The organism is Streptomyces sp. NPDC107765 (assembly GCF_055657085.1).
Map to the genome: position 1 here is coordinate 1 of NZ_JBVKBL010000014.1, position 19,864 is coordinate 19,864.

Annotated in this window: 16 protein-coding genes, 1 tRNA gene and 1 pseudogene; 5 read left to right on the forward strand and 13 right to left on the reverse strand. The window is 73.7% G+C overall.

Annotated elements, in window-relative coordinates; translation table 11 throughout:
* From ACZ7MX_RS29235 to ACZ7MX_RS29265, 7 genes and pseudogenes are all read right to left on the reverse strand, one after another.
* A pseudogene (locus ACZ7MX_RS29235) lies at window positions 1–200 on the reverse strand (ABC transporter ATP-binding protein); the annotation flags it as partial.
* Window positions 193–1,122 (reverse strand): ABC transporter permease, encoded by a 930-nt coding sequence (locus ACZ7MX_RS29240; protein ID WP_472136307.1) that lies wholly within the window; start codon window positions 1,120–1,122, stop codon window positions 193–195. The gene ACZ7MX_RS29240 and the pseudogene ACZ7MX_RS29235, both read right to left, overlap by 8 nt.
* Window positions 1,123–1,200: 78 nt before the next feature.
* Entirely contained in the window at window positions 1,201–2,073 is an 873-nt protein-coding gene (locus ACZ7MX_RS29245) for a glycosyltransferase family 2 protein (protein WP_362143334.1), read from the reverse strand.
* Window positions 2,074–2,087: 14 nt separating this feature from the next.
* A complete protein-coding gene (locus ACZ7MX_RS29250; RefSeq protein ID WP_472136309.1) occupies window positions 2,088–2,867 on the reverse strand; it encodes a CDP-alcohol phosphatidyltransferase family protein in 780 nt (259 codons plus the stop codon).
* Window positions 2,845–3,906 carry an iron-containing alcohol dehydrogenase family protein gene (locus ACZ7MX_RS29255; protein ID WP_030814973.1) on the reverse strand — a complete coding sequence of 354 codons (1,062 nt, stop codon included), beginning with the start codon at window positions 3,904–3,906 and terminating at the stop codon, window positions 2,845–2,847. The genes ACZ7MX_RS29250 and ACZ7MX_RS29255 overlap by 23 nt, the downstream gene beginning before the upstream one ends.
* On the reverse strand, window positions 3,894–4,631 hold the full coding sequence (locus ACZ7MX_RS29260) for a phosphocholine cytidylyltransferase family protein (protein ID WP_030814975.1): 738 nt from the start codon (window positions 4,629–4,631) through the stop codon (window positions 3,894–3,896). The genes ACZ7MX_RS29255 and ACZ7MX_RS29260 overlap by 13 nt, the downstream gene beginning before the upstream one ends.
* Complete coding sequence (locus ACZ7MX_RS29265) at window positions 4,628–6,448, reverse strand: DUF5941 domain-containing protein (RefSeq protein WP_472136643.1); 1,821 nt, start codon at window positions 6,446–6,448, stop codon at window positions 4,628–4,630. The genes ACZ7MX_RS29260 and ACZ7MX_RS29265 overlap by 4 nt, the downstream gene beginning before the upstream one ends.
* 560 nt (window positions 6,449–7,008) lie before the next feature.
* On the opposite strand from ACZ7MX_RS29265, the gene idi reads away from it, so the two are divergent.
* Window positions 7,009–7,620: an isopentenyl-diphosphate Delta-isomerase gene (gene idi, locus ACZ7MX_RS29270; protein ID WP_472136311.1), complete on the forward strand. Its 612-nt coding sequence runs from the start codon at window positions 7,009–7,011 to the stop codon at window positions 7,618–7,620.
* Here idi and ACZ7MX_RS29275 read toward each other — a convergent pair.
* The 3 genes from ACZ7MX_RS29275 to ACZ7MX_RS29285 all read right to left on the reverse strand — a co-directional run bounded on the left by ACZ7MX_RS29275 (window position 7,595) and on the right by ACZ7MX_RS29285 (window position 10,181).
* On the reverse strand, window positions 7,595–8,086 hold the full coding sequence (locus ACZ7MX_RS29275) for an ATP-binding protein (RefSeq protein WP_472136312.1): 492 nt from the start codon (window positions 8,084–8,086) through the stop codon (window positions 7,595–7,597). The two genes, idi and ACZ7MX_RS29275, sit on opposite strands and share 26 nt — an antisense overlap.
* A gap of 259 nt (window positions 8,087–8,345) precedes the next feature.
* A tRNA-Met gene (locus ACZ7MX_RS29280) sits at window positions 8,346–8,419 on the reverse strand.
* 103 nt (window positions 8,420–8,522) lie between these two features.
* The gene (locus tag ACZ7MX_RS29285; protein WP_472136313.1) at window positions 8,523–10,181 is read right to left on the reverse strand and encodes an ABC-F family ATP-binding cassette domain-containing protein; all 1,659 of its coding nucleotides are present in this window, start codon (window positions 10,179–10,181) and stop codon (window positions 8,523–8,525) included.
* Window positions 10,182–10,235: 54 nt separating this feature from the next.
* Here ACZ7MX_RS29285 and ACZ7MX_RS29290 point away from each other — a divergent pair, with 54 nt between their 5' ends.
* Window positions 10,236–11,006 carry an enoyl-CoA hydratase/isomerase family protein gene (locus ACZ7MX_RS29290; RefSeq protein WP_472136315.1) on the forward strand — a complete coding sequence of 257 codons (771 nt, stop codon included), beginning with the start codon at window positions 10,236–10,238 and terminating at the stop codon, window positions 11,004–11,006.
* A 6-nt stretch (window positions 11,007–11,012) separates the two neighbouring features.
* Here the strand turns inward: ACZ7MX_RS29290 and ACZ7MX_RS29295 are convergent, their stop codons facing one another.
* The gene (locus ACZ7MX_RS29295) at window positions 11,013–11,669 is read right to left on the reverse strand and encodes a DJ-1/PfpI family protein (protein ID WP_472136317.1); all 657 of its coding nucleotides are present in this window, start codon (window positions 11,667–11,669) and stop codon (window positions 11,013–11,015) included.
* A 71-nt stretch (window positions 11,670–11,740) separates the two neighbouring features.
* A complete protein-coding gene (locus ACZ7MX_RS29300; protein WP_472136319.1) occupies window positions 11,741–12,703 on the reverse strand; it encodes a GlxA family transcriptional regulator in 963 nt (320 codons plus the stop codon).
* 151 nt (window positions 12,704–12,854) lie between these two features.
* On the opposite strand from ACZ7MX_RS29300, the gene ACZ7MX_RS29305 reads away from it, so the two are divergent.
* The 3 genes from ACZ7MX_RS29305 to ACZ7MX_RS29315 all read left to right on the forward strand — a co-directional run bounded on the left by ACZ7MX_RS29305 (window position 12,855) and on the right by ACZ7MX_RS29315 (window position 17,916).
* Window positions 12,855–13,724: an SCO6745 family protein gene (locus ACZ7MX_RS29305; RefSeq protein ID WP_472136321.1), complete on the forward strand. Its 870-nt coding sequence runs from the start codon at window positions 12,855–12,857 to the stop codon at window positions 13,722–13,724.
* 135 nt (window positions 13,725–13,859) lie between these two features.
* The gene (locus tag ACZ7MX_RS29310) at window positions 13,860–16,319 is read left to right on the forward strand and encodes a Tex family protein (RefSeq protein WP_472136322.1); all 2,460 of its coding nucleotides are present in this window, start codon (window positions 13,860–13,862) and stop codon (window positions 16,317–16,319) included.
* 388 nt (window positions 16,320–16,707) lie between these two features.
* A complete protein-coding gene (locus tag ACZ7MX_RS29315; RefSeq protein WP_472136323.1) occupies window positions 16,708–17,916 on the forward strand; it encodes a Cmx/CmrA family chloramphenicol efflux MFS transporter in 1,209 nt (402 codons plus the stop codon).
* Here ACZ7MX_RS29315 and ACZ7MX_RS29320 read toward each other — a convergent pair.
* A complete protein-coding gene (locus ACZ7MX_RS29320; RefSeq protein ID WP_472136325.1) occupies window positions 17,861–19,801 on the reverse strand; it encodes an FUSC family protein in 1,941 nt (646 codons plus the stop codon). The two genes, ACZ7MX_RS29315 and ACZ7MX_RS29320, sit on opposite strands and share 56 nt — an antisense overlap.
* Window positions 19,802–19,864: the final 63 nt, after the last annotated feature.

The following is a 19,864-nucleotide window of genomic DNA, read 5'->3' on the forward strand; positions in this document are numbered from 1 at the left end:
ACGCCCTTGACCGCGTGGACCTCGCGCACACCGGTGGAGGGCTTGCGGCGGACGATGCGGTTCAGGGCCGCGGTGGCGCTGCCCTTGCCGGCACCGGTGCCGTAGACGCGGTAGACGATGTGCAGATCGTCCGCGATCACCGTCGGGATCCGCTCCTGGGCGGCCGCCGTGGGCCGCACGCCGTTGTTCTGCTCAGCCACGTCCGTACCGCTCCTCAGCCTTCCAGAAGTACACAAAGCCCGCGACGCCCATCAGCAGCGCCCAGCCGCCGGCGGACGCCCACACGTGCGGGGGCAGCTTGGCCGCGGTGAAGCTGTCGATCAGCGCGAAGCGCATCAGATCGATGTAGACCGCCGCCGGGTTGGCGTTGAGCAGGACCTCCACGAACTGCGGGACGTGCTTGCCCTTCAGGATCAGGTCGATGCTGAACATCACGCCGGACGCGTACATCCACGTCCGCATGATGAACGGCATCAGCTGCGCCAGGTCCGGGGTCTTGGAACCCAGCCGCGCCATGACCATCGCCAGGCCCGTGTTGAAGACGAACTGGAGCAGCAGCGCCGGGAGCACCAGGAACCACGACCAGGTCGGCATCTGCCCGAAGCCCAGCAGGATCAGGACCAGCACACCCATGGAGAACAGCAGCTGCTGCAGCTGCATCAGGCAGAACGAGATCGGCAGGCAGGCCCGCGGGAAGTGCAGCGCCCGCACCAGGCCGAGGTTGCCGGAGATCGCCCGGGTACCGGCCATCACCGAGCTCTGCGTGAAGGTGAAGATGAAGACGCCGGTCACCAGGAACGGCACGAAGTCGGGGACGCCCTTCCTCGTGCCGATCAGCAGGCCGAAGATCAAGTAGTAGACGAGCGCGTTCAGCAGGGGCGTCGCCACCTGCCAGACCTGCCCCAGCTTGGCCTGGCTGTACTGCGCGGTCAGCTTGGCGCTGGCGAAGGCGGAGATGAAATGCCGCCGGTGCCACAGCTGCCGGACGTACTCGGGGAGGCTCGGACGCGCCCCGCTCTGCGCGAGCCCGTACTTCTGGGCCCGCTGCGCCGCGGTCAGCCCTTCGTCGGAAGCTGCCGGGGCACTCATGGCGACCGCACTGTCGTGCGTGGTCTCGCTCACAGTTGACACTTTCGTCCTCAAGGTGCGCTGCCGGGGCCACGCCCCGGTTCGCGCCTGATGCTCTCAGATACGAGCTTGTCAGATGACGGGAGGGCGGCCCAGTCGGGTCAGTCGCCAAACGGTAGCCCACTTCATGGGGCGCCTGGGACCGCACGGGGTGGCCCAGCCCTCCTTGAAGCCGCCCAGCCAGGCCCGCAGCGCCGGCCGCGAGGGGCGCCGGGCGAGGGTGAGCAGGAACCAGACACCGAGATAGACCGGAACCAGTGCGGCGGGGAGGTTGCGGCGGGCCAGCCAGACCCGGTTGCGGGCCACCATCCGGTGGTAGACCGCGTGCCGGGCGGGTGCCGTCGTCGGGTGGTACAGGACCATGTCCGACCGGTAGTCGATCATCCAGCCGGCGTTCAGCGCCCGCCAGGCCAGGTCGGTCTCCTCATGGGCGTAGAAGAAGTCGTCGGGCAGCCCGCCGACCTCCGCGAAGACCTTGGTGCGCACGGCGTTCGCGCCCCCGAGGAAGGTGGTCACCCGCGAGGACCGCATGGGGTCGGACGCGCGCAGCCGGGGAACGTGCCGGCGCTGGGTCTCGCCGGTGTCCGGGTCGGCGATCCGGAAGCTGATGATGCCGAGCTCCGGGTCCTTGGCGAACGCCTCGCGGCACAGCTCGGCGGTGTCCGCCCGGGCCAGCAGCCCGTCGTCGTCGAGGAAGAGCAGGACGTCCATCTCGCGGCCGGCCGGCCCGAACGCCTCGATGCCGACGTTCCGGCCGGCCGGGATGCCGACGTTCTCCGGGAGCTCGACGGTCCGCACGCCCTCGGGCAGCTCCGGCAGCGGCGAGCCGTTGCCGACGACGGCGACCTCGATCGGATCGCCGTCCTGCTTGGCCACCGAGTCCAGCAACGCACGCAGCTCCTCGGGGCGGTTGCCCATGGTGATGATCACCGCACCGACGCGCATCTGGGACGCCCCCGTCACTTGAGCCTGCTGGAGGCGAGGATGGACACGAGGTGGAGCAGGGTCTGGACGAGCGCGATGCCGGCGAGCACGGCGACGCCCAGCCGCGAGAAGAACAGGTCGCCCCGGATCTGGTCCACCACCGCGAGGGCCAGGACCAGCAGGGACGCCTCGACACCGAGGATCAGCCGGTGGAAGTTCAGTGCCGCGGCGGCCTTGCGGGCCAGCGCCATACCGGAGGAGCGCATCTCGGACGCGGTCTCCTTGACCTGCTCCTTGCCGCTCTGCGCGCGGGCCACGCCGACCAGGTCCGTCTCCGCCTTGATCAGGATGGCGCCGAGGGCGGCCAGCGTGCCGAGGAAGGCCCACAGCCAGTCGATCCGGCCCGAGCCCCACAGGTCGGCGGCGCGCAGGCCGAAGCCGACCAGGACCGCGGCGTCGGTGAGGTACGCACCGACGCGGTCCATCCAGACACCGGTGAGCGAGTACTGCTTGCGCCACCGGGCGATCTCGCCGTCGACGCAGTCGAGCAGCAGATACAGCTGGACCATGAGCACGCCGAGCACGGCGCCCGCGATCCCCGGCACCAGCAGCGCCGGGGCGGCGAGGACGCCGAAGACGGTCATCAGGTAGGTCAGCTGGTTGGGCGTGACCCGGGTGTTCACCAGGTGCCGGTCGATGCGCAGCGAGATCTCGCGCATGTAGAGCCGGCCGGCCCAGTGCTCGCCGCTCCGCCGGTCCTTCACCCCCGGGGGGTGAACGACCGGCCGGAGCTCAGCTACCGATGGCTTGTGCATAGTCGGCGTAAGCGTCCCTGATCTGGTCGGTGGACAGGTCGAGGTGCTCCAGGATCGTGTAGCGCCCGGGGCGGGTCTTGGGTGCGTACGCGACGGCCTCGACGAATTCCTCGTCGGTGAAGCCGATCTCACCCGGCGTGACCGGCAGTCCGTGCCGGCGCAGCACCTCGACCATCAGGTCCCGGGTCTCCTTGTCCCCGCGCAGGTGCGTGGCGAAGGCGGCACCGAGGCCGCACTGCTCGCCGTGGCTCGCCGCGCGCTTGGGGTAGAGGATGTCCAGGGCGTGGTTGATCTCGTGGCAGGCGCCGGACGCCGGGCGGCTGTCGCCGGCCACCGACATCGAGATGCCGGTGAGGACCAGGCCCTCGGCGAGCACCTGGAGGAAGGAGTCCTCGCCGACGCCGCCGGGGTGCCGGAGCACCGCCTCGCCGGCCTGGCGGGCCATGGCGGCGGCCAGTCCGTCGATCGCCTCGCCGGTCTCGCGGTGCGAGAGCTCCCAGTCCGCGACCGCGGAGATGTTGGAGATCGCGTCGCCGATGCCGGAGCGGACGAACCGGACCGGGGCCTCCCGGATGATGTCGAGGTCGATCACCACGGCGATCGGGTTCGGCACACCGTAGGAGCCGCGGCCGGCGTCGTTGTCCAGGGTGGCGACCGGCGAGCACAGGCCGTCGTGCGACAGGTTCGTCGCGACGGCCACCAGCGGCAGGCCGATGCGTGCGGCGGCGAACTTGGCGCAGTCGATGATCTTGCCGCCGCCGAGGCCCACGACCGCGTCGTAGTGCCCCTTCTTCATGGCGTCGGCGAGCTTGATCGCGTCGTCCAGGGTGCCGCCGCCGACCTCGTACCACTCGGCGCCCGGCAGCGCGGGGGCCAGCCGCTCACGCAGCCGTGCCCCCGAGCCGCCGCTGATCGCGATGGCGAGCTTGCCGGACGCGGAGATGCGCTGATCGGCCAGCAGGCCCGCCAGGTCGTCCAGGGCGCCGGCGTTGATGTCGACGACGACCGGGGACGGAATGAGGCGGGTCAGTACTGGCATGCGATGTCACGGCCCTTCGCCAGGTCGTCGTGGTTGTCGATCTCGACCCACTTGACGTCGCCGATCGGTGCCACGTCCACCTTGAAGCCGCGGTTGACCAGCTCCTGGTAGCCGTCCTCGTAGTAGAGGTCGGGGTCCCGCTCGAAGGTGGTCTTCAGGGCGTCGGCCAGCTCGGCGGCGGCGGAGCCCTCGATGAGGGTGACACCGATGTACTCACCGGTCGCCTCGGCCGGGTCCATCAGCTTGGTGATCTTCTGGACGCCCTTCTCGGGGTCCACGACGACCTTCATCTCCTCGTCGGCGAGCTGCTTGACGGTGTCCAGCGCGAGGATGATCTTCTGGCCGTTGCCGCGGGCGGCGAGCAGGGTCTTCTCGACGGAGACCGGGTGCACGGTGTCGCCGTTGGCGAGGATCACGTCGTGCTGGAGGGCGTCACGGCCGCACCACAGGGAGTAGGCGTTGTTCCACTCCTCGGCCTTGTCGTTGTCGATCAGGGTGAGCTTGAGGCCGTACTTCTGCTCCAGGGCCTCCTTGCGCTCGTACACGGCCTCCTTGCGGTAGCCGACGATGATCGCGACCTCGGTCAGGCCGATCTCGGCGAAGTTGCCGAGCGTCAGGTCCAGGATGGTGGTGTCACCGTCGACCGGCACCAGCGCCTTGGGCAGGGTGTCGGTGTAGGGGCGCAGACGCCGTCCGGCGCCGGCAGCCAGCACGAGGCCGATCATGCGGGTTCTCCTTCATCGTGTACGGCGGGTGCTCCGGAAGAGACCCAGAAGCGGATGCTCTCGATGAGCACCAGCAGCGCCAGGACCACGGCCAGGGCCGTGAGCGCGATTGTGAAACCTTCGGGGGACAGCGCGGCTGCCAGGACGGTCACTACGAGGACGCGTCCCTCGTGGCCGCCGGTTGCCCGGACCAGCCACCGCGGCGGGGCCCCGGTGCCACCGCGGATGCGGTAGACGGTGTCGTAGTGATGGTAGGCGACGGCCGCGACCAGCCCGAACGCCGCGGGGAGCGCTCCGGGCACGTCCGCGCGGGCCGCCAGAACGAGGATCGTGACGTACTCGCCGGCCCGGAAGAAGGGCGGGACGAGCCAGTCGAGGGCGCCCTTGAGCGGCCGGGACACCGCCGCGCCGGCCAGCAGCGCGGAGCAGGCGGCGACGCCCACGGTGAGCCAGGACGCCGGGTCGTTCTGGAAGATCACCCAGACCAGCAGCACCGCGGTCGAGAGAAATGCCATAGCCGGGGCGAGGAAGGAACCGGTGCGGCCGCGGCCGTGCGCGCCGCGGGCGATCAGCTCGGCGAGCGGCCCGGAGTCGGCGAGGTCGGCCAGCGCCCGGGCGGCGCGGTCGGTGCGCCGGGCCCGCCGGGTCAGGGAGCGCAGCACCCGGCCGGCCGTGGTGTAGCAGGCGGCCAGCGCACAGCCGATGAGCAGGGCGTAGAAGACGATGCGCGGGGTGGTGGCCGCGGTGAGTACGGCGATCATGGCCCAGCGTTCGCCGATCGGCAGCACGATCATGCGGCGGACCCAGACCGTCCAGCCGACGCCATCGAGCTTGGCGGAGAGCGCCGCGGTCGGGCTGGTGTTGCCGGTGGCACCGCTTGCATCGTGATTCGCCTCGTTGAAGGCGAAGTCGACGACGTGCCGGCAGGTCTGCAGGACCATCGCGCCGAGCGCCAGGGCCCATACGTCATCGCTGCCACCGCCGCGGGCGGCACCCAGCGCCAGGCCCGCGTAGTACGCGTACTCCTTGGCCCGGTCGAAGGTGGCGTCCAGCCAGGCGCCCAGCGTCGAGTACTGCAGCGAGTAGCGGGCGAGCTGCCCGTCGGTGCAGTCCAGGACGAAGGAGAGGAGCAGCAGGACCCCCGCGGCGACGAAGCCGGCGCGGGTGCCGGTGGCCGCGCTGCCGGCCGCTATCAGCGCGGTGAGCAGGGACGCGGTGGTGACCTGGTTGGGGGTGAGGCCGCGGCGCGCACACCAGCGGGCGAGGTAGCGGGAGTACGGGCTGATGCAGAAGGTCGTGAAGAAGCCGTCGCGGGACTTGACCGCGGTGCGCAGCCGTACCGCCTCGTCGTCGACGGCCGCGACCGCCTCGCGGGCCTCCTCGCGCTGGGCGGGGGTGAGCGCGACGGTGGCGACCAGACTGCCCAGCTCGACGCGGTGCAGACCGATGTCGTCGCGGTCCAGGGAGTCGGTGAGCGTCTCGGTGAGGACGTCCGTGAGGTGTGCGGTGCCGGCGCCGACCGGGATCCGGCCGGCCGCGCGGGCCAGCGCCGGGCGGGCCGCTGCCTGTGCGGTGAGCGCGCCCGGCACGGCGGCGGCCGGGAAGCGGGGGTCGGTCAGTGCGAGCCGCAGGGCGTGCAGATGGCCGACGAAGCGGGGGTCGACGAGGGCGACCCGCTCCTGTGCGGGCACCTCGGCGAGCAGCGCGGCCGCGGAGGCGGCGTCGTCCGCCGTACGGACGTCGAAGCCCAGCGTGCGCAGGTCGGCTTCGAGCGGCGACCCGGCGACCGGCGGACCGGTGAGGATGGCGGTCGACAGACGAACTCACTCCTTGGAGGCTGACAAGGCAGCGCCGGTCGATCCGCATTCGATACGGACTACCCGGGCAGCGGGCGTGGCACACCGGGCGCCCGGAGGGCCGGATGGCACGTCGGCAGAGGCTATCGGATCGCCGGATGCGGCCGTTCACCGCGCATTCACCGCACGATCGAGTGACCGACGGCTGCGCCTGCCGCGATCATCATGGTGGATGGGGTGGCGCATGAACAACTGGCCGGCGATCGGGGCCGCCGTTCCGGTGCCGGTTATGAGCGGGCTGGTCACGGGGCGGGCGGGTTGTGCCGTGGGGGGTGTGGCGAGGGCCATGCCGGCCTGCGGGGCGCGCCCGCAGCCGGTGCGGTGCCCGCCGCGGGGGCCCGGGGGCCGCCTCGCGCGGCGCCCGGGGGCGGCCCCCTGATGTGGCCCCTCTCACGGTGGATGCCAGGTGGGCGCACTCCCGGCCGGACGCGCGGGAGGTGTGGCGCCGCGCACCCGCTGTGCCGGTGATGCGGACCCGGCTAGGGCAGACTTGACGTCGAAGACCGACGACAAGGATGGGCATGCCGATCACACCTGCCAACGGACAGACCGCCGAGGACGCGGCGGCGCGCACGCCGGGCGGCGCCGCCGAACCGATCATGCTGGAGCTGGTCGACGAGGACGGTACGACGATCGGCACCGCGGAGAAGCTCGCGGCGCACCAGCCTCCGGGGCAGCTGCACCGGGCGTTCTCGGTCTTCCTCTTCGACGAGAAGGGGCGGCTGCTGCTCCAGCGCCGGGCGCTGGGGAAGTACCACTCCCCCGGTGTGTGGTCCAACACCTGCTGCGGTCACCCGTATCCCGGTGAGGCGCCGTTCGCGGCGGCGGCCCGCCGGACCGCGGAGGAGCTGGGCGTGGCACCCGCGCTGCTGGGCGAGGCGGGCACGGTGCGCTACAACCATCCCGATCCGTCCTCCGGGCTGGTGGAGCAGGAGTACAACCACCTGTTCGTGGGCCTGGTGCGGGCCGAGCCGGCACCGGACCCGGAGGAGATCGGCGAGATCGCGTTCGTGACGCCGGCGGAGCTGGCCGAGCGGCATGCCGAGGCGCCGTTCTCCGCGTGGTTCATGACCGTGCTGGACGCGGCGCGGCCGGCGGTGCGGGAGCTCACCGGGCGGTCGGCGGGCTGGTAGCCAGCGGGGTGAGCGGCAGCTCGGCCCAGATGGCCTTGCCGCCGCCGGCCGTGTGCGCGACGTCGCATGTGCCGCCCACCTCGGCGGTGACGGTCTTGACCAGCCACAGTCCTCGCCCCCCGACGTCACCCTCGTCCGCCTCCAGCGCCTTGGGGCGGTAGGGGTGGTCGTCCTCGACCGCGACCCGCAGCCAGTTGGCGCCGATGGTGACCTGGACGGCGATCTGCGGGGAGAGCAGGGCGGCGTGCCGGACGGCGTTGGTGACCAGTTCGGAGACGATGAGCAGCAGGCCGTCCATGATGTCGGCGGCGACCGGCACGTGCTGTTCGGCGAGCAGGTCCCGGACCGCATGGCGCGCCTGCGGCACCGAGGACTCCAGTGCCGGTGCGGTGAAGCGCCAGACACCTTCGTACGCGAGCGGGGAGGTCAGCTCGTCGGGGGGTTCTGCGGGGGGTCCGGAAGGCATCCTCACAGGAAGAGTGTTGGGAATGCGCTGGTCCGTACCGGCCCGCTGAACACAAGTCAGCGCCTATCGACGGCTTTTGGCGGATTCCCGAGAGTTTCCCGTGGGCTGCGGACCGGCCCTGTTCTCTTTGTGCCGGGTTCGTGGATTCCACGGGAACGGCACCCCTGCGATCCCGCCATCGGGCTCGCCCTGTCCGGGCGGCGGGGGCGGACAGCACGGCAGGCCCGGTGCCGGGGCACCGGGCCTGCCGTGTGTGCAGTAGCGGGGACAGGATTTGAACCTGCGACCTCTGGGTTATGAGCCCAGCGAGCTACCGAGCTGCTCCACCCCGCGTCGGTTTCCCCAACCTTACGGGTCGCCCGCCACAGAACCAAATCGATAAACCGACCGGCCCTTTTGCGGGCAGCCGCCCCGCCTCGGTCCCGGCCCGCCCGGGTCACACCGCCCGGTCGGTGATCCGCCCGGCCTCGACCTCGATCCGCCGCGTGGTGTGCACCGCGTCCAGCATCCGCCGGTCGTGGGTCACCAGCAGCAGCGTGCCCGGGTACGAGGCCAGTGCCGACTCCAGCTGCTCGATGGCCGGCAGGTCCAGGTGGTTGGTCGGCTCGTCCAGGACGAGGAGGTTGACCCCGCGCCCCTGGAGGAGGGCCAGCGCGGCCCGGGTCCGCTCCCCCGGCGAGAGGGTGTGCGCCGGGCGCAGCACATGGGCCGCCTTCAGCCCGAACTTCGCGAGCAGGGTGCGGACGTCGGCGGGCGCAAGGTCCGGCACGGCGGCCCGGAAGGCGTCCATCAGCGGCTGGTCTCCGAGGTGGTGCCCGCCGAAGAGCCGGCCGCGGGCCTGCTCGATCTCGCCGACCACCACGCCCGGGCCGAGCGCGGCCTGCCCGGCGTCCAGCGGGAGCCGGCCGAGCAGGGCGGCCAGCAGGGTGGACTTGCCGGAGCCGTTGGGACCGGTGATGGCGACCCGGTCCGCCCAGTCGATCTGGAGGTCCACCGGGCCGAAGCGGAAGTCACCGCGCCGGACCGCGGCCCCGCGCAGGGTCGCGACGACCGCGCCGGCCCGGGGCGCCGCGGCGATCTCCATCCGCAGCTCCCACTCCTTGCGCGGCTCCGCCACCACCTCCAGGCGCTCGATCATCCGCTGGGTCTGCTTGGCCTTGGAGGCCTGCTTCTCGGTGGCCTCGACCCGGCCCTTGCGGCCGATCTTGTCGTTGTCGGGGGCCTTGCGGCGGGCGTTCTTGACGCCCTTCTCCATCCAGTTGCGCTGGGTGTGGGCGCGGGTCTCCAGGGCGGCCTTGGTGTCGGCGTACTCCTCGTACTGCTCGCGGGCGTGCCGCCGGGCCCGCTCGCGCTCCTCCAGATAGGAGGCGTAGCCGCCGCCGTAGACGTTGACCTGCTGCTGGGCGAGGTCGAGTTCGACCACGCGGTTGACGGTGCGGGTCAGGAACTCGCGGTCGTGGCTGACGAGGACGGTGCCGGCGCGCAGCCCGGTGACGAACTCCTCCAGGCGGTGCAGACCGTCCAGGTCGAGGTCGTTGGTCGGCTCGTCCAGCAGGAAGACGTCGTAACGGGAGAGCAGCAGGGAGGCGAGCGAGGCCCGGGCGGCCTGTCCGCCGGAGAGGGCGGTCATCGGCTGGTCGAGGCCGACGGTGAGGCCGAGCTGGGCCGCGGTCTCCTCGGCGCGTTCGTCGAGGTCGGCGGCGCCGAGGTCGAGCCAGCGCGTGAAGGCCGTGTCGTAGGCGTCGTCGGCGCCGGGGCGCTCCTCGGCCAGGGCCTGGGTGGCGGCGTCCAGGGCGCGCTGGGCGTCGGTCACACCGGTGCGGCGGGCGAGGAAGGCCCGTACGGTCTCTCCGGGGCGGCGGTCGGGCTCCTGCGGGAGGTGGCCGACGGTGGCGGTGGGCGGGCTGAGGGAGAGCGCGCCCTCCTCGGGGGTGTCCAGTCCGGCCAGCAGGCGCAGCAGGGTGGACTTGCCCGCGCCGTTGGCGCCGACGAGGCCGATCACGTCCCCGGGGGCGACGACCAGATCGAGACCGGAGAAGAGGATGCGCTCGCCGTGGCCGGCGGCGAGGTCTTTGGCGACGAGGGTTGCTGACATCAGACCGTCGATCGTAACCGGCCGCCCGGGCCGCGGTCGCTCTAATATCCGGGCATGGAACCGGGTCTCACGACGCACGTCAGCGACGGCACAGCGACCGTCACCATCAGCAACACCGGCAAGCGCAATGCGATGACCGTCCAGATGTGGCGGGATCTGCCGCCCCTGCTGGCGCGGCTGGCGGCGGACCGGGCGGTGCGGTCGCTGGTGCTGACCGGTGCCGGCGGGACCTTCTGCGCGGGTGCGGACATCGCCTCGCTGCGCGGGACGGCACCGGAGTCGCAGGGGCTGGCGGTGGCGGCCGAGGAGGCGCTGGCCGCCTTCCCGAAGCCGACGCTGGCGGCGATACGCGGCTACTGCGTGGGCGGCGGCGCCCAGTTGGCGGCCGCCTGCGATCTGCGGTTCGCGGAGGAGGGGGCGCTGTTCGGGGTGACGCCGGCCAAGCTGGCGGTGGTCTACCCGGCGTCCGCCACCCGGCGACTGGTCCGCCTGGTCGGGCTGTCGTCCGCCAAGTACCTGTTGTTCTCCGGGGAGTTGATCGACTGCGCGCGGGCGCTGCGGACCGGGCTGGTCGACGAGGTGCTGGCCGAGGGCGAGCTGGGCAAGCGGGTCGCGGAGTTCTCGGCCGTACTGGCGAGCCGGTCGCTGCTGACGCAGACGGCGGCGAAGGAACTGGCCAACGGCACCTGGGACGTGCCGCCGGACGAGGCGGAGGAGCGCGGCGCCCACTGGGCCGGGCAGGCCCGGGCGAGCGGCGACACCGCCGAGGGTGCCGCCGCCTTCCTGGAGCGCAGGCCGCCGCGGTTCACCTGGGCCGGGGAGTGAGGGGCGCTACACCCGCTGTTCCCGCTCCCCGGTGAGTACGCGGCGGGCGCGTTCCCGCAGCGCCGCGGTGACCTCGGCCGGTGCCTTGTCCGGGGAGCCCGCGTCGTAGGGCGGCTGCGGGTCGTACTCGATGCCGAGCTGGATGGTCCGGGCCGCGGTGTCCCCGGCGATCCGGCCGGCCAGCCGCAGCCCCATGTCGATGCCGGACGAGACCCCGGCCGCGGTGACGTACTTGCCGTCGAAGACCACCCGCTCCCCGGTCGGCTCGGCGCCCAGGCCCGGCAGCAGGTCCAGGGCGAGCCAGTGCGAGGTGGCCCGGCGGCCCTTGAGGAGGCCGGCCGCGGCCAGCAGCAGCGAGCCGGTGCACACCGAGGTGGTCCAGGTGGTGGCGGTGTCCACGGCGCGGATCCAGTCGTGCAGCGGCCCGTCCGCCATGTGCGCGGTCTGCCCCGGGCCACCGGGCACGACGAGGATGTCGGGGGCGGTGACCTCGTCCAGCGCGGCGTCCGCGACCAGCCCCACCGCGCCGAGGTCGTTGCGGTACGTGCCGGCGCGCTCGGCGACGAACACCGTCTCGGCGCCCGGGATGCGGCTGAGGGTCTCGTAGGGGCCGATGGCGTCCAGGGTGGTGAAGCGGTCGTAGAGGAGGATCGCGATCTGCATGGCGTTTCCCGTCTGGAGGAGTGGCTCTCTGAAAGGAGTGGCTCGGAAGGGTCGGAGGGCGGGGCGGCCGCTCAGCGGCCCGAGGGGGCCGGCTGGAAGCGGCGGCGGTATTCGGCCGGGGAGGCGGCCAGGGCACGGAGGAAGGCGCGGCGCATCGCCTCGGGGGTGCCGTAGCCGCAGTGGCGGGCCACCTGGGCGATGCCGTCGGCGGTGTCCTCCAGGCAGCGGCGGGCGGCCTCCAGCCGTACCCGGTCGACATAGCGGCCCGGCGTCATACCGACCTCGTCGCGGAACGCCCGGGCGAAGTGGCGCGGGGAGAGCCCGGCGCGGGCGGCGAGCGCGTCGACGGACAGGTCGGCGGCCGGATGCTCGGTGATCCACTGCTGGACGTCGCGCAGCGGCCGCCGCTTGGCGGTCTGGGCGGCGAGCTGGGCGCTGAACTGCTTCTGGTTGCCCGGCCGGCGCAGGAAGACCACCAGGTGCCGGGCGATGGTGAGCGCGAGGTCCCGGCCGAGGTCCTCCTCCACGAGGGCCAGCGCCAGGTCGATGCCGGCCGTCACGCCCGCGGAGGTGGCCAGGTCGCCGTCCCGCACGTAGATCGGGTCGGCCTCCACCCGCACCGCGGGGAACCGTTCGGCGAGGGTGTCGCACAGCATCCAGTGGGTGGTCGCGCGCCGGCCGTCCAGCAGCCCGGCCTCGGCCAGCAGCAGCGCCCCGCTGCACACCGAGACCTTGCGCCGGGCCCGGTGGGCGTTGTTCCGCAGCCAGTCGACCAGCCGCGGGTCGGGGGTGCGGGTGCCCTGGCCGCCCGGGACCAGCAGGGTGTGCGGCGGCCCGGCGGCGGTGAGCGTGGTGTCGGGGACCAGGGTCAGTCCGCTGGTGGTGCGCACCGGCGTGCCGTCCAAGGTGGCCGTGCGGATCCGGTAGGCGCCGGGAACGGCCTGCGCGGCACCGCTGAAGACCTCCACCGGCCCGGTGACGTCCAGGGCCTGCACGCCGTCGAAGAGGACGACCAGCACCTCGCGCTGTTCCATACCGTCCATCCTGGGCAGCGGCGTCGATGGCGGCAATGACGGGCTTCCCACCTTTCCTGCCATGGCCTGGTCAGGGCCGCTGCGGAAGCCTTCGCGGGGCCGTCCGGGCCCTGCCCCCAACGCCATACCGACGGGTCGGTACCCTGCCCCCATGACCTCTCACAGCGCACTGCCCGAGCGGGCCGGCCGCACGTGCCACAACGTCATCAACCCCTTCCACTCCACGCACTACTTCGCGCCGGAGCTGGCGGCCGAGATGGCCGGGGCCGGGGTCGACGACCCCAGGGCCGGCTACTTCGTCTGCCGCAGCGCGGCGATGGGGGCGGTCGGCCCCGGCACCGTCGCGGCCACCTTCTACAACTTCAAGTACGACCTGATCGCCCGGCACCTGCCGGAGGTGTGGCGGAAGACCACCCCGCAGGACGTGCTCGACGCCCGGCTGCGCGCCGCCGACGCCACCCTGCGCCGGCTGCTCGGCGACGACGCGGTGACCTCACCGGAGATGGCGGAGGCCGCCGAGCTGGCACTGCGCGCCACCGAGGCCTGTACCCGCCGCGCCCGGCCGCTGTACGCCGCGCACGCCGACCTCCCGGTGCCGGACGCCCCGCACCTGGCCTACTGGCACGCCGCGACCCTGCTGCGCGAACACCGCGGCGACGGCCACCTGGTGGCGCTGCTGGACGCCGAACTGGACGGGCTGGAGGCGCTGGTCACCCACACCGCCACCGGCCGCGGCATGAGCCCCCGGGGCGTCCTTTCGACCCGCGGCTGGACCGAGGAGGACTGGCAGGCCGCCCAGGAGCGGCTGCGGTCCCGTGGTCTCCTGGACGGCGAGGGGCAGTTGACCGAGGCCGGCGTCCGGCTGCGCAAGGACCTGGAGGAGACCACCGACCGCCTGGACCGGGCCCCGTACGAGCACCTGGGCGCGGCGGGCGTGGCCCGGCTCACCGAGCTGGCCACCGGCTTCACCACCGCCGTCATGAACGCCGGCGCGTTCCCCGCCGCGCTGTTCGGCAAGTAGGCCGCGCGCGGCCACCGGGGTGGGCCGGCACCGCGCACCCCGGTGCCGCCCACCGGCTGGGCGGCGCGACAGTCCGCTCGGTCACCCGGCACAATGCAAGGCTCAAGCAAGAGCTGGAAGGCGGGCAGGATCAACGTGACGGCAGCCACTGAGCCCATCGGGGCCCTCGGATCCATCGAAGCGCGGATCGCCGGGGAGCTCGGCGTCAAGGAGCGGCAGGTGAAGGCCGCGGTCGAACTGCTCGACGGTGGCTCGACCGTCCCGTTCATCGCGCGCTACCGCAAGGAAGCCACCGAGATGCTCGACGACGCGCAGCTGCGCTCGTTGGAGGAGCGGCTGCGCTATCTGCGGGAGCTGGAGGAGCGGCGCACCGCGGTGCTGGAGTCCGTACGGTCCCAGGGCAAGCTGGACGCCGCCCTGGAGGCGCAGATCCGCGGCGCCGACTCCAAGGCCCGGCTGGAGGACATCTACCTCCCGTTCAAGCCCAAGCGCCGCACCAAGGCGCAGATCGCGCGCGAGGCCGGCCTGGAGCCGCTCGCCGACGGGCTGCTCGCCGACCCTTCGGTGGAGCCGGCCGCGGCCGCCGCGGCCTTCGTGGACCCGGACAAGGGCGTCGCCGATCCGGCGGCCGCCCTGGACGGGGCGCGGGCCATCCTGACCGAGCGGTTCAGCGAGGACGCGGACCTGATCGGTGAGCTGCGGGAGCGGATGTGGTCGCGCGGCCGGGTGACGGCGAAGGTGCGCGAGGGCAAGGAGGAGGCCGGCGCGAAGTTCGCCGACTACTTCGACTTCGCCGAGCCGTTCACCGAGCTGCCCTCACACCGCGTGCTGGCGATGTTCCGCGGCGAGAAGGAGGAGGTCCTCGACCTCACCCTGGAGCCGGAGGACCCGTCGGCCGCCACCGAGGGGCCGACCTCCTACGAACGGTCCATCGCCGGGAAGTTCGGGATCGCGGACCGCGGGCGCCCGGCCGACCGGTGGCTGCTGGACACCGTCCGCTGGGCCTGGCGCACCCGCGTCCAGGTGCATCTGGGCATCGATCTGCGGCTCCGGCTGCGGCAGGCCGCCGAGGACGAGGCGGTGCGGGTCTTCGCGTCGAACCTGCGCGACCTGCTGCTCGCGGCGCCGGCCGGCACCCGCGCCACGATGGGCCTGGACCCCGGCTTCCGAACGGGCGTGAAGGTCGCGGTCGTGGACGCCACGGGCAAGGTGGCCGCCACCGACACGATCTACCCGCACGTCCCGCAGCAGAAGTGGGACGCCTCGCTGGCCACCCTGGCGAAGCTGGCCCGCGAGCACCGGGTCGAGCTGATCGCGATCGGCAACGGCACCGCCTCCCGCGAGACCGACAAGCTGGCGGCCGATCTGATCGCGGCACAGCCGGAGCTGAAGCTGACGAAGGTGATGGTGTCCGAGGCCGGCGCCTCGGTGTACTCCGCGTCCGCCTTCGCCTCCCAGGAACTGCCGGACCTGGACGTGTCGTTGCGCGGTGCGGTGTCCATCGCCCGCCGCCTGCAGGACCCGCTGGCCGAGCTGGTCAAGATCGACCCGAAGTCGATCGGGGTCGGCCAGTACCAGCACGACCTGTCCGAGGTGAAGCTGTCGCGCTCGCTGGACGCGGTGGTCGAGGACTGCGTCAACGGCGTCGGCGTGGACGTCAACACCGCCTCCGCGCCGCTGCTGTCGCGGGTGTCGGGCATCGGTTCCGGCCTGGCCGAGAACATCGTCGCGCACCGCGACGCCAACGGCCCGTTCCGCTCCCGCAAGGCCCTCAAGGACGTGGCGCGGCTCGGCCCCAAGGCGTACGAGCAGTGCGCGGGCTTCCTGCGGATCCGGGGCGGCGACGACCCGCTGGACGCCTCCAGCGTGCACCCGGAGGCGTATCCGGTGGTGCGCCGGATGGTCAAGTCGGCGGGCACGGAGGTCGGTTCGCTGATCGGCAACACGGCGGTGCTGCGCACCCTGAAGCCGGCCGAGTTCGTCGACGACTCCTTCGGACTGCCGACGGTGACCGACATCCTCCAGGAGCTGGAGAAGCCGGGCCGGGACCCGCGTCCGGTGTTCAGGACCGCGACCTTCAAGGAGGGCGTGGAGAAGATCGGCGACCTGGAGCCGGGGATGCTCCTGGAAGGCGTGGTGACCAACGTCGCCGCCTTCGGGGCGTTCGTGGACGTCGGCGTCCACCAGGACGGTCTGGTCCATGTGTCGGCGATGTCGCGGACCTTCGTCAAGGACCCGCGGGACGTGGTGAAGCCGGGCGACATCGTGCGGGTCAAGGTGCTCGACGTCGACATCCCGCGCAAGCGGATCTCGCTGACGCTGCGCCTGGACGACGAGCCCGGCAAGGGCGCCCCCGCGGGCGGCGGCGAGCGGCGCGGCGGTGCGGGCGGCGCCGGTGCGGGCGGCGGACGCGGGCCGCGCGACGGCGGCCGGGGCGGCGCGCCCCGGCAGCGCCAGGCCGCCGGCGGCCGGCAGGGCGGCGGGCGGGGCGGTGACCGCCGCGGCGGTGGCCGGGACGCCGGGCCGGCCAACGACGCCATGGCGGACGCGCTGCGCCGGGCCGGGCTGCTGGGCAAGGACGGCAGCGGCCGCTGACCGGACCGCCGGATCGCACGGGCCCCGGGGAGTCTTCCGCCACCCCGGGGCCCCGCCCTGGGTGCACCGCCGTAATTGCCTGGACGGGCCCGGCGGGCCGCCGTTAGTCTGCGCCGCATGTCCAGCCCCGAGGCGTCAAGACGCTAGCCACCGGCCGTCCGGTGGCTTTTCGCGTTGCCTCGCCGGCCCGGCATTGCGCCGTCGTGCCGTCACCCTCCTGTGCTCCGCCGCCACCGGATCGTCGTCGCCTGCCGTGCGCGCCGTCGCGCGCACGGCCTCCCGTCTGACGTCCCGTCAGGATCCGTGCCGGTCGCCTCGGTCCGGGCGTTTCGCTGCGCCCCTGCGAGGTGACGCACGTCGATCCACACTGTGGTTGCGGAGTGTTGCTGTGCCCTTCTTCCTCCATCTGCTCGGACTCGCCGTCTTCGCGCAAGGCACCTCCGAGTTCATGCTGTCCGGTCTGCTGCCGGGCATCGCCGCCGATCTGCACGTCCCGCTGTCCGCGGCGGGATCGCTGACCTCGGCGTTCGCCGTCGGAATGATCGTCGGGGCGCCGCTGATGGCGCTGCTCGCCCGGCGCTGGCCGCGCCGCCGGGCGCTGCTGGCGTTCCTGGTCACGTTCCTGCTGGTCCATGTGGCCGGCGCGGTCACCACCAGCTTCGCGGTGCTGCTGGCCACCCGGGTCGTCGCGGCCCTGGCCAACGCCGGGTTCCTCGCCGTGGCCCTGGCCACCGCGACCTCCGTGGTCGCCCCGGACGCCAAGGGCCGGGCCACCTCCGTGCTGCTCGGCGGCACCACCCTGGCCTGTGTCGCGGGCGTGCCCGCCGGTGCGCTGCTGGGTGCGGCGTGGGGTTGGCGCTCGGCGTTCTGGGCGGTCGCCGCGGTGTCGGTGCCGGCCGTGGCGGCGATCGTCCGGTCGGTCCCGGCCGACGGCGGGCGGGCCGCGGACGGCGACGCGGTGCGGGCGCGGGGCGAGCTGCGGACGCTGCGCTCACCGCGGCTGCTGCTGATCCTGCTCCTGGGCGCGCTGGTGAACGGCGCGACCTTCTGCACCTTCACCTATCTCGCGCCGCTGGTCACCGACGTCGCCGGGATCGGCACCGGCCGGGTGCCGGCCGTATTGGCGCTCTTCGGCCTGGGCTCGTTCGCCGGTGTGCGCGCCGGCGGGCGGCTGGCCGACACCCGTCCGGTGCCGCTGCTCCTGACCGGCGGGGCGGCACTGCTCGCCGGGTGGGCCCTGCTGGCGCTGACGGCCGGCAGCCCGGTGGCGGTCGTACTGCTCGTCCCCGCCCTGGGGGCGCTGTCGTTCGGGGTCGGCTCCGCCCTGGTCGCGCAGGCACTCTACGCGGCGACCGGTGCGCCGACCCTGGCCGGCGGGTTCGCCACCGCGGCGCTCAACGTGGGTGCCGCGGTGGGCCCGTGGCTCGGCGGCGCCGCCCTCGCCGCCGGTTTCGGCTACCGGGCGCCGGTGGGGGTCAGCGTCCTGCTCATGGTGCTCGCGCTGGCGGTGGGCGGAGCGGCTCTGGCCGCTTCCCGCCGGCTCACCCCGCCCCGGCGTGCCCCCGGATGCGTTCCAGTTCCGCCGCGACGTCGGTGAGCGTGGCGCAGTCCGGGTCGGCCCGCAGCTCGACGTCCGGCAGGCCGGTGCCGGGCCGGCGCCCGGGGTCCTCCAGTGCGTCGGCCATCGCCGACAGCGCCCGGCACAGCCGCTCGGCCTCCTCGGTGCCCGGGCGCCGGGCGCCGTGGTCGAGACGTACCGCGCAGGCGGTCGCGGCGTCCACGATGCGTTCGGCGGCGGTGACCACGGCCGGCCAGTCGGGGTTGCGGTCGCGGGCGGCCAGGAGTTCGGCGGCGGCCGTCTCCGCGGCCGCCCGGGCCTCCCCCAGCGCCCGGTACGCGGCCCGGCGGAGCGCCAGCCGCTCGGCCGGGTCCCTACCGGGCGGGGCTTCCAGGACGTGCCGCAGGAAGCGTTCGGTGGCCCGCAGCGCCGCGGTGACCCGCTGCCCGACCCGGCGGCGCGGGTCCGCGAGCCGCGGCAGATGTCCCACCACGAGGACGATGCCGCAGGCGACGGAGGTGTCGACGAGCCGCTCGGCGGCGGCCTCCCGGGCGCCGCTGACGTACACGAACGACAGCACCATGAGCGTGATCGCCACGGTCTGCAGCGCGAAGTGCCGGGTGGCGAACGGCAGCAGCGCCCCGCCCGCCCCCGCCACCAGGGCGGGCCACCACTCCCCCGTCAGCAGCAGACCGGCCCCGGCGAAGACCAGCACCCCGGCGACGGTCCCGGCGAAGCGGTTGACGGTACGGGAGAACAGCGGGCCCAGGTCCGGCTTGACCAGGAAGGTGGCGGTGGCCGGCAGCCAGTACCAGTGGTCCGCCCGCAGCAGCAGCGCCACCGCCGCACTCGCCGCGATGCAGAGCGCGACCCGCAGGCCGTAGTCCCGCCCGGCCGGTCCGAGGAGTTCGTGCCCGCGCCGCGCCGGTTCCGGCCGCCCCGGCCGTGGCCGGGACCGGGTCAGCGGCTCGCTGCGGGCGAACGCCACCGCCGCGTCCAGCAGCGCCTGGTCGAAGGCGCCGCGGCCGGGCGTGCTGGCCTCGGGGGCGGACAGCCGGCCCGGCGGCCGCCCGCTGCGCAGCGCGGCGGCGAACCGGCGGGGACTGTCGGCGACCCGGGCCGGCAGCGGGTGGGCCTCCCACAGCAGTGCGACGCTGGCCTCGCACAACGCGGTGGCCGCGGCGAACCGTTCGGCCAGCAGGAGTTCGTCCAGGTCGGCCGGACGGCGCAGCAGCCGGTCCGTCAGCAGACGCAGCCGCAGCGCCTCGTCGGCGCGGTCCAGTGCGGCGCTGAGCCGGCGCCGGGCGGGCTCCGCACCGGGCCCGCCGGCCGCGCCCAGGGCGTCGGCCAGCGCGTCGAAGACCGTGGCGACCGCGGCCCGCTCACCGCTGAGCGCACCGCCGACCGGGCGCGGCGGGCGCAGCACCAGCCGCAGCAGGAGCAGCCACAGGCAGCCGGCGAGCAGGGTCAGGGCCTTGGCCCACGGTGCGCCGGGCAGCGGCATCCCGGCGCCCAGGACCGTGGTGGCCAGCATCTGCATCCCGGCGTTCGAGCGGACCGGACCGGCGACGCTGCCCGCGCCGGAGACGAAACCGACCGCGAACAGCGCCGGTACGACCCACCAGCCCGCGTCCACGGCCCGCAGCGAGGCGCCGATCAGCATCCCGAGCGCCGAGGCCAGCGCGGGCAGGCCGATGTGCACGACGCCGGTGCGGCGGGTGCCGGGGCGGTCGTTGACACCGGCCAGCATGGAACCGAGCGCGGCGAGCACCCCGGGCGCCGGGTGGCCGGTGGCGATGCCCGCGCCGAGCAGCGGCCCGGCGCACAGCGCACCGCGGGCGACGGCGGCCCAGGGCACGGGCAGCCGCTGCCAGCGGAACGGGTGGGCGAGCCAGGCGGGGACGGCGCGCTGCGCGCGGAGCATGGGCCTCCTTGGTCGACGGCTTACGGACGGCGGGCGGATCCGAGGGGCGACATCGGCCGACGG

Coding starts and splice junctions, on each gene's coding strand:
- idi (WP_472136311.1), top strand. CDS start 7,009: ATGCCGATCACACCTGCCAACGGACAGACCGCCGAGGACGCGGCGGCG.
- ACZ7MX_RS29260 (WP_030814975.1), bottom strand. CDS start 4,631: ATGATCGGCCTCGTGCTGGCTGCCGGCGCCGGACGGCGTCTGCGCCCC.
- ACZ7MX_RS29300 (WP_472136319.1), bottom strand. CDS start 12,703: ATGGAACAGCGCGAGGTGCTGGTCGTCCTCTTCGACGGCGTGCAGGCC.
- ACZ7MX_RS29255 (WP_030814973.1), bottom strand. CDS start 3,906: ATGCCAGTACTGACCCGCCTCATTCCGTCCCCGGTCGTCGTCGACATC.
- ACZ7MX_RS29275 (WP_472136312.1), bottom strand. CDS start 8,086: ATGCCTTCCGGACCCCCCGCAGAACCCCCCGACGAGCTGACCTCCCCG.
- ACZ7MX_RS29290 (WP_472136315.1), top strand. CDS start 10,236: ATGGAACCGGGTCTCACGACGCACGTCAGCGACGGCACAGCGACCGTC.
- ACZ7MX_RS29285 (WP_472136313.1), bottom strand. CDS start 10,181: ATGTCAGCAACCCTCGTCGCCAAAGACCTCGCCGCCGGCCACGGCGAG.
- ACZ7MX_RS29295 (WP_472136317.1), bottom strand. CDS start 11,669: ATGCAGATCGCGATCCTCCTCTACGACCGCTTCACCACCCTGGACGCC.
- ACZ7MX_RS29305 (WP_472136321.1), top strand. CDS start 12,855: ATGACCTCTCACAGCGCACTGCCCGAGCGGGCCGGCCGCACGTGCCAC.
- ACZ7MX_RS29245 (WP_362143334.1), bottom strand. CDS start 2,073: ATGCGCGTCGGTGCGGTGATCATCACCATGGGCAACCGCCCCGAGGAG.
- ACZ7MX_RS29320 (WP_472136325.1), bottom strand. CDS start 19,801: ATGCTCCGCGCGCAGCGCGCCGTCCCCGCCTGGCTCGCCCACCCGTTC.
- ACZ7MX_RS29250 (WP_472136309.1), bottom strand. CDS start 2,867: ATGCACAAGCCATCGGTAGCTGAGCTCCGGCCGGTCGTTCACCCCCCG.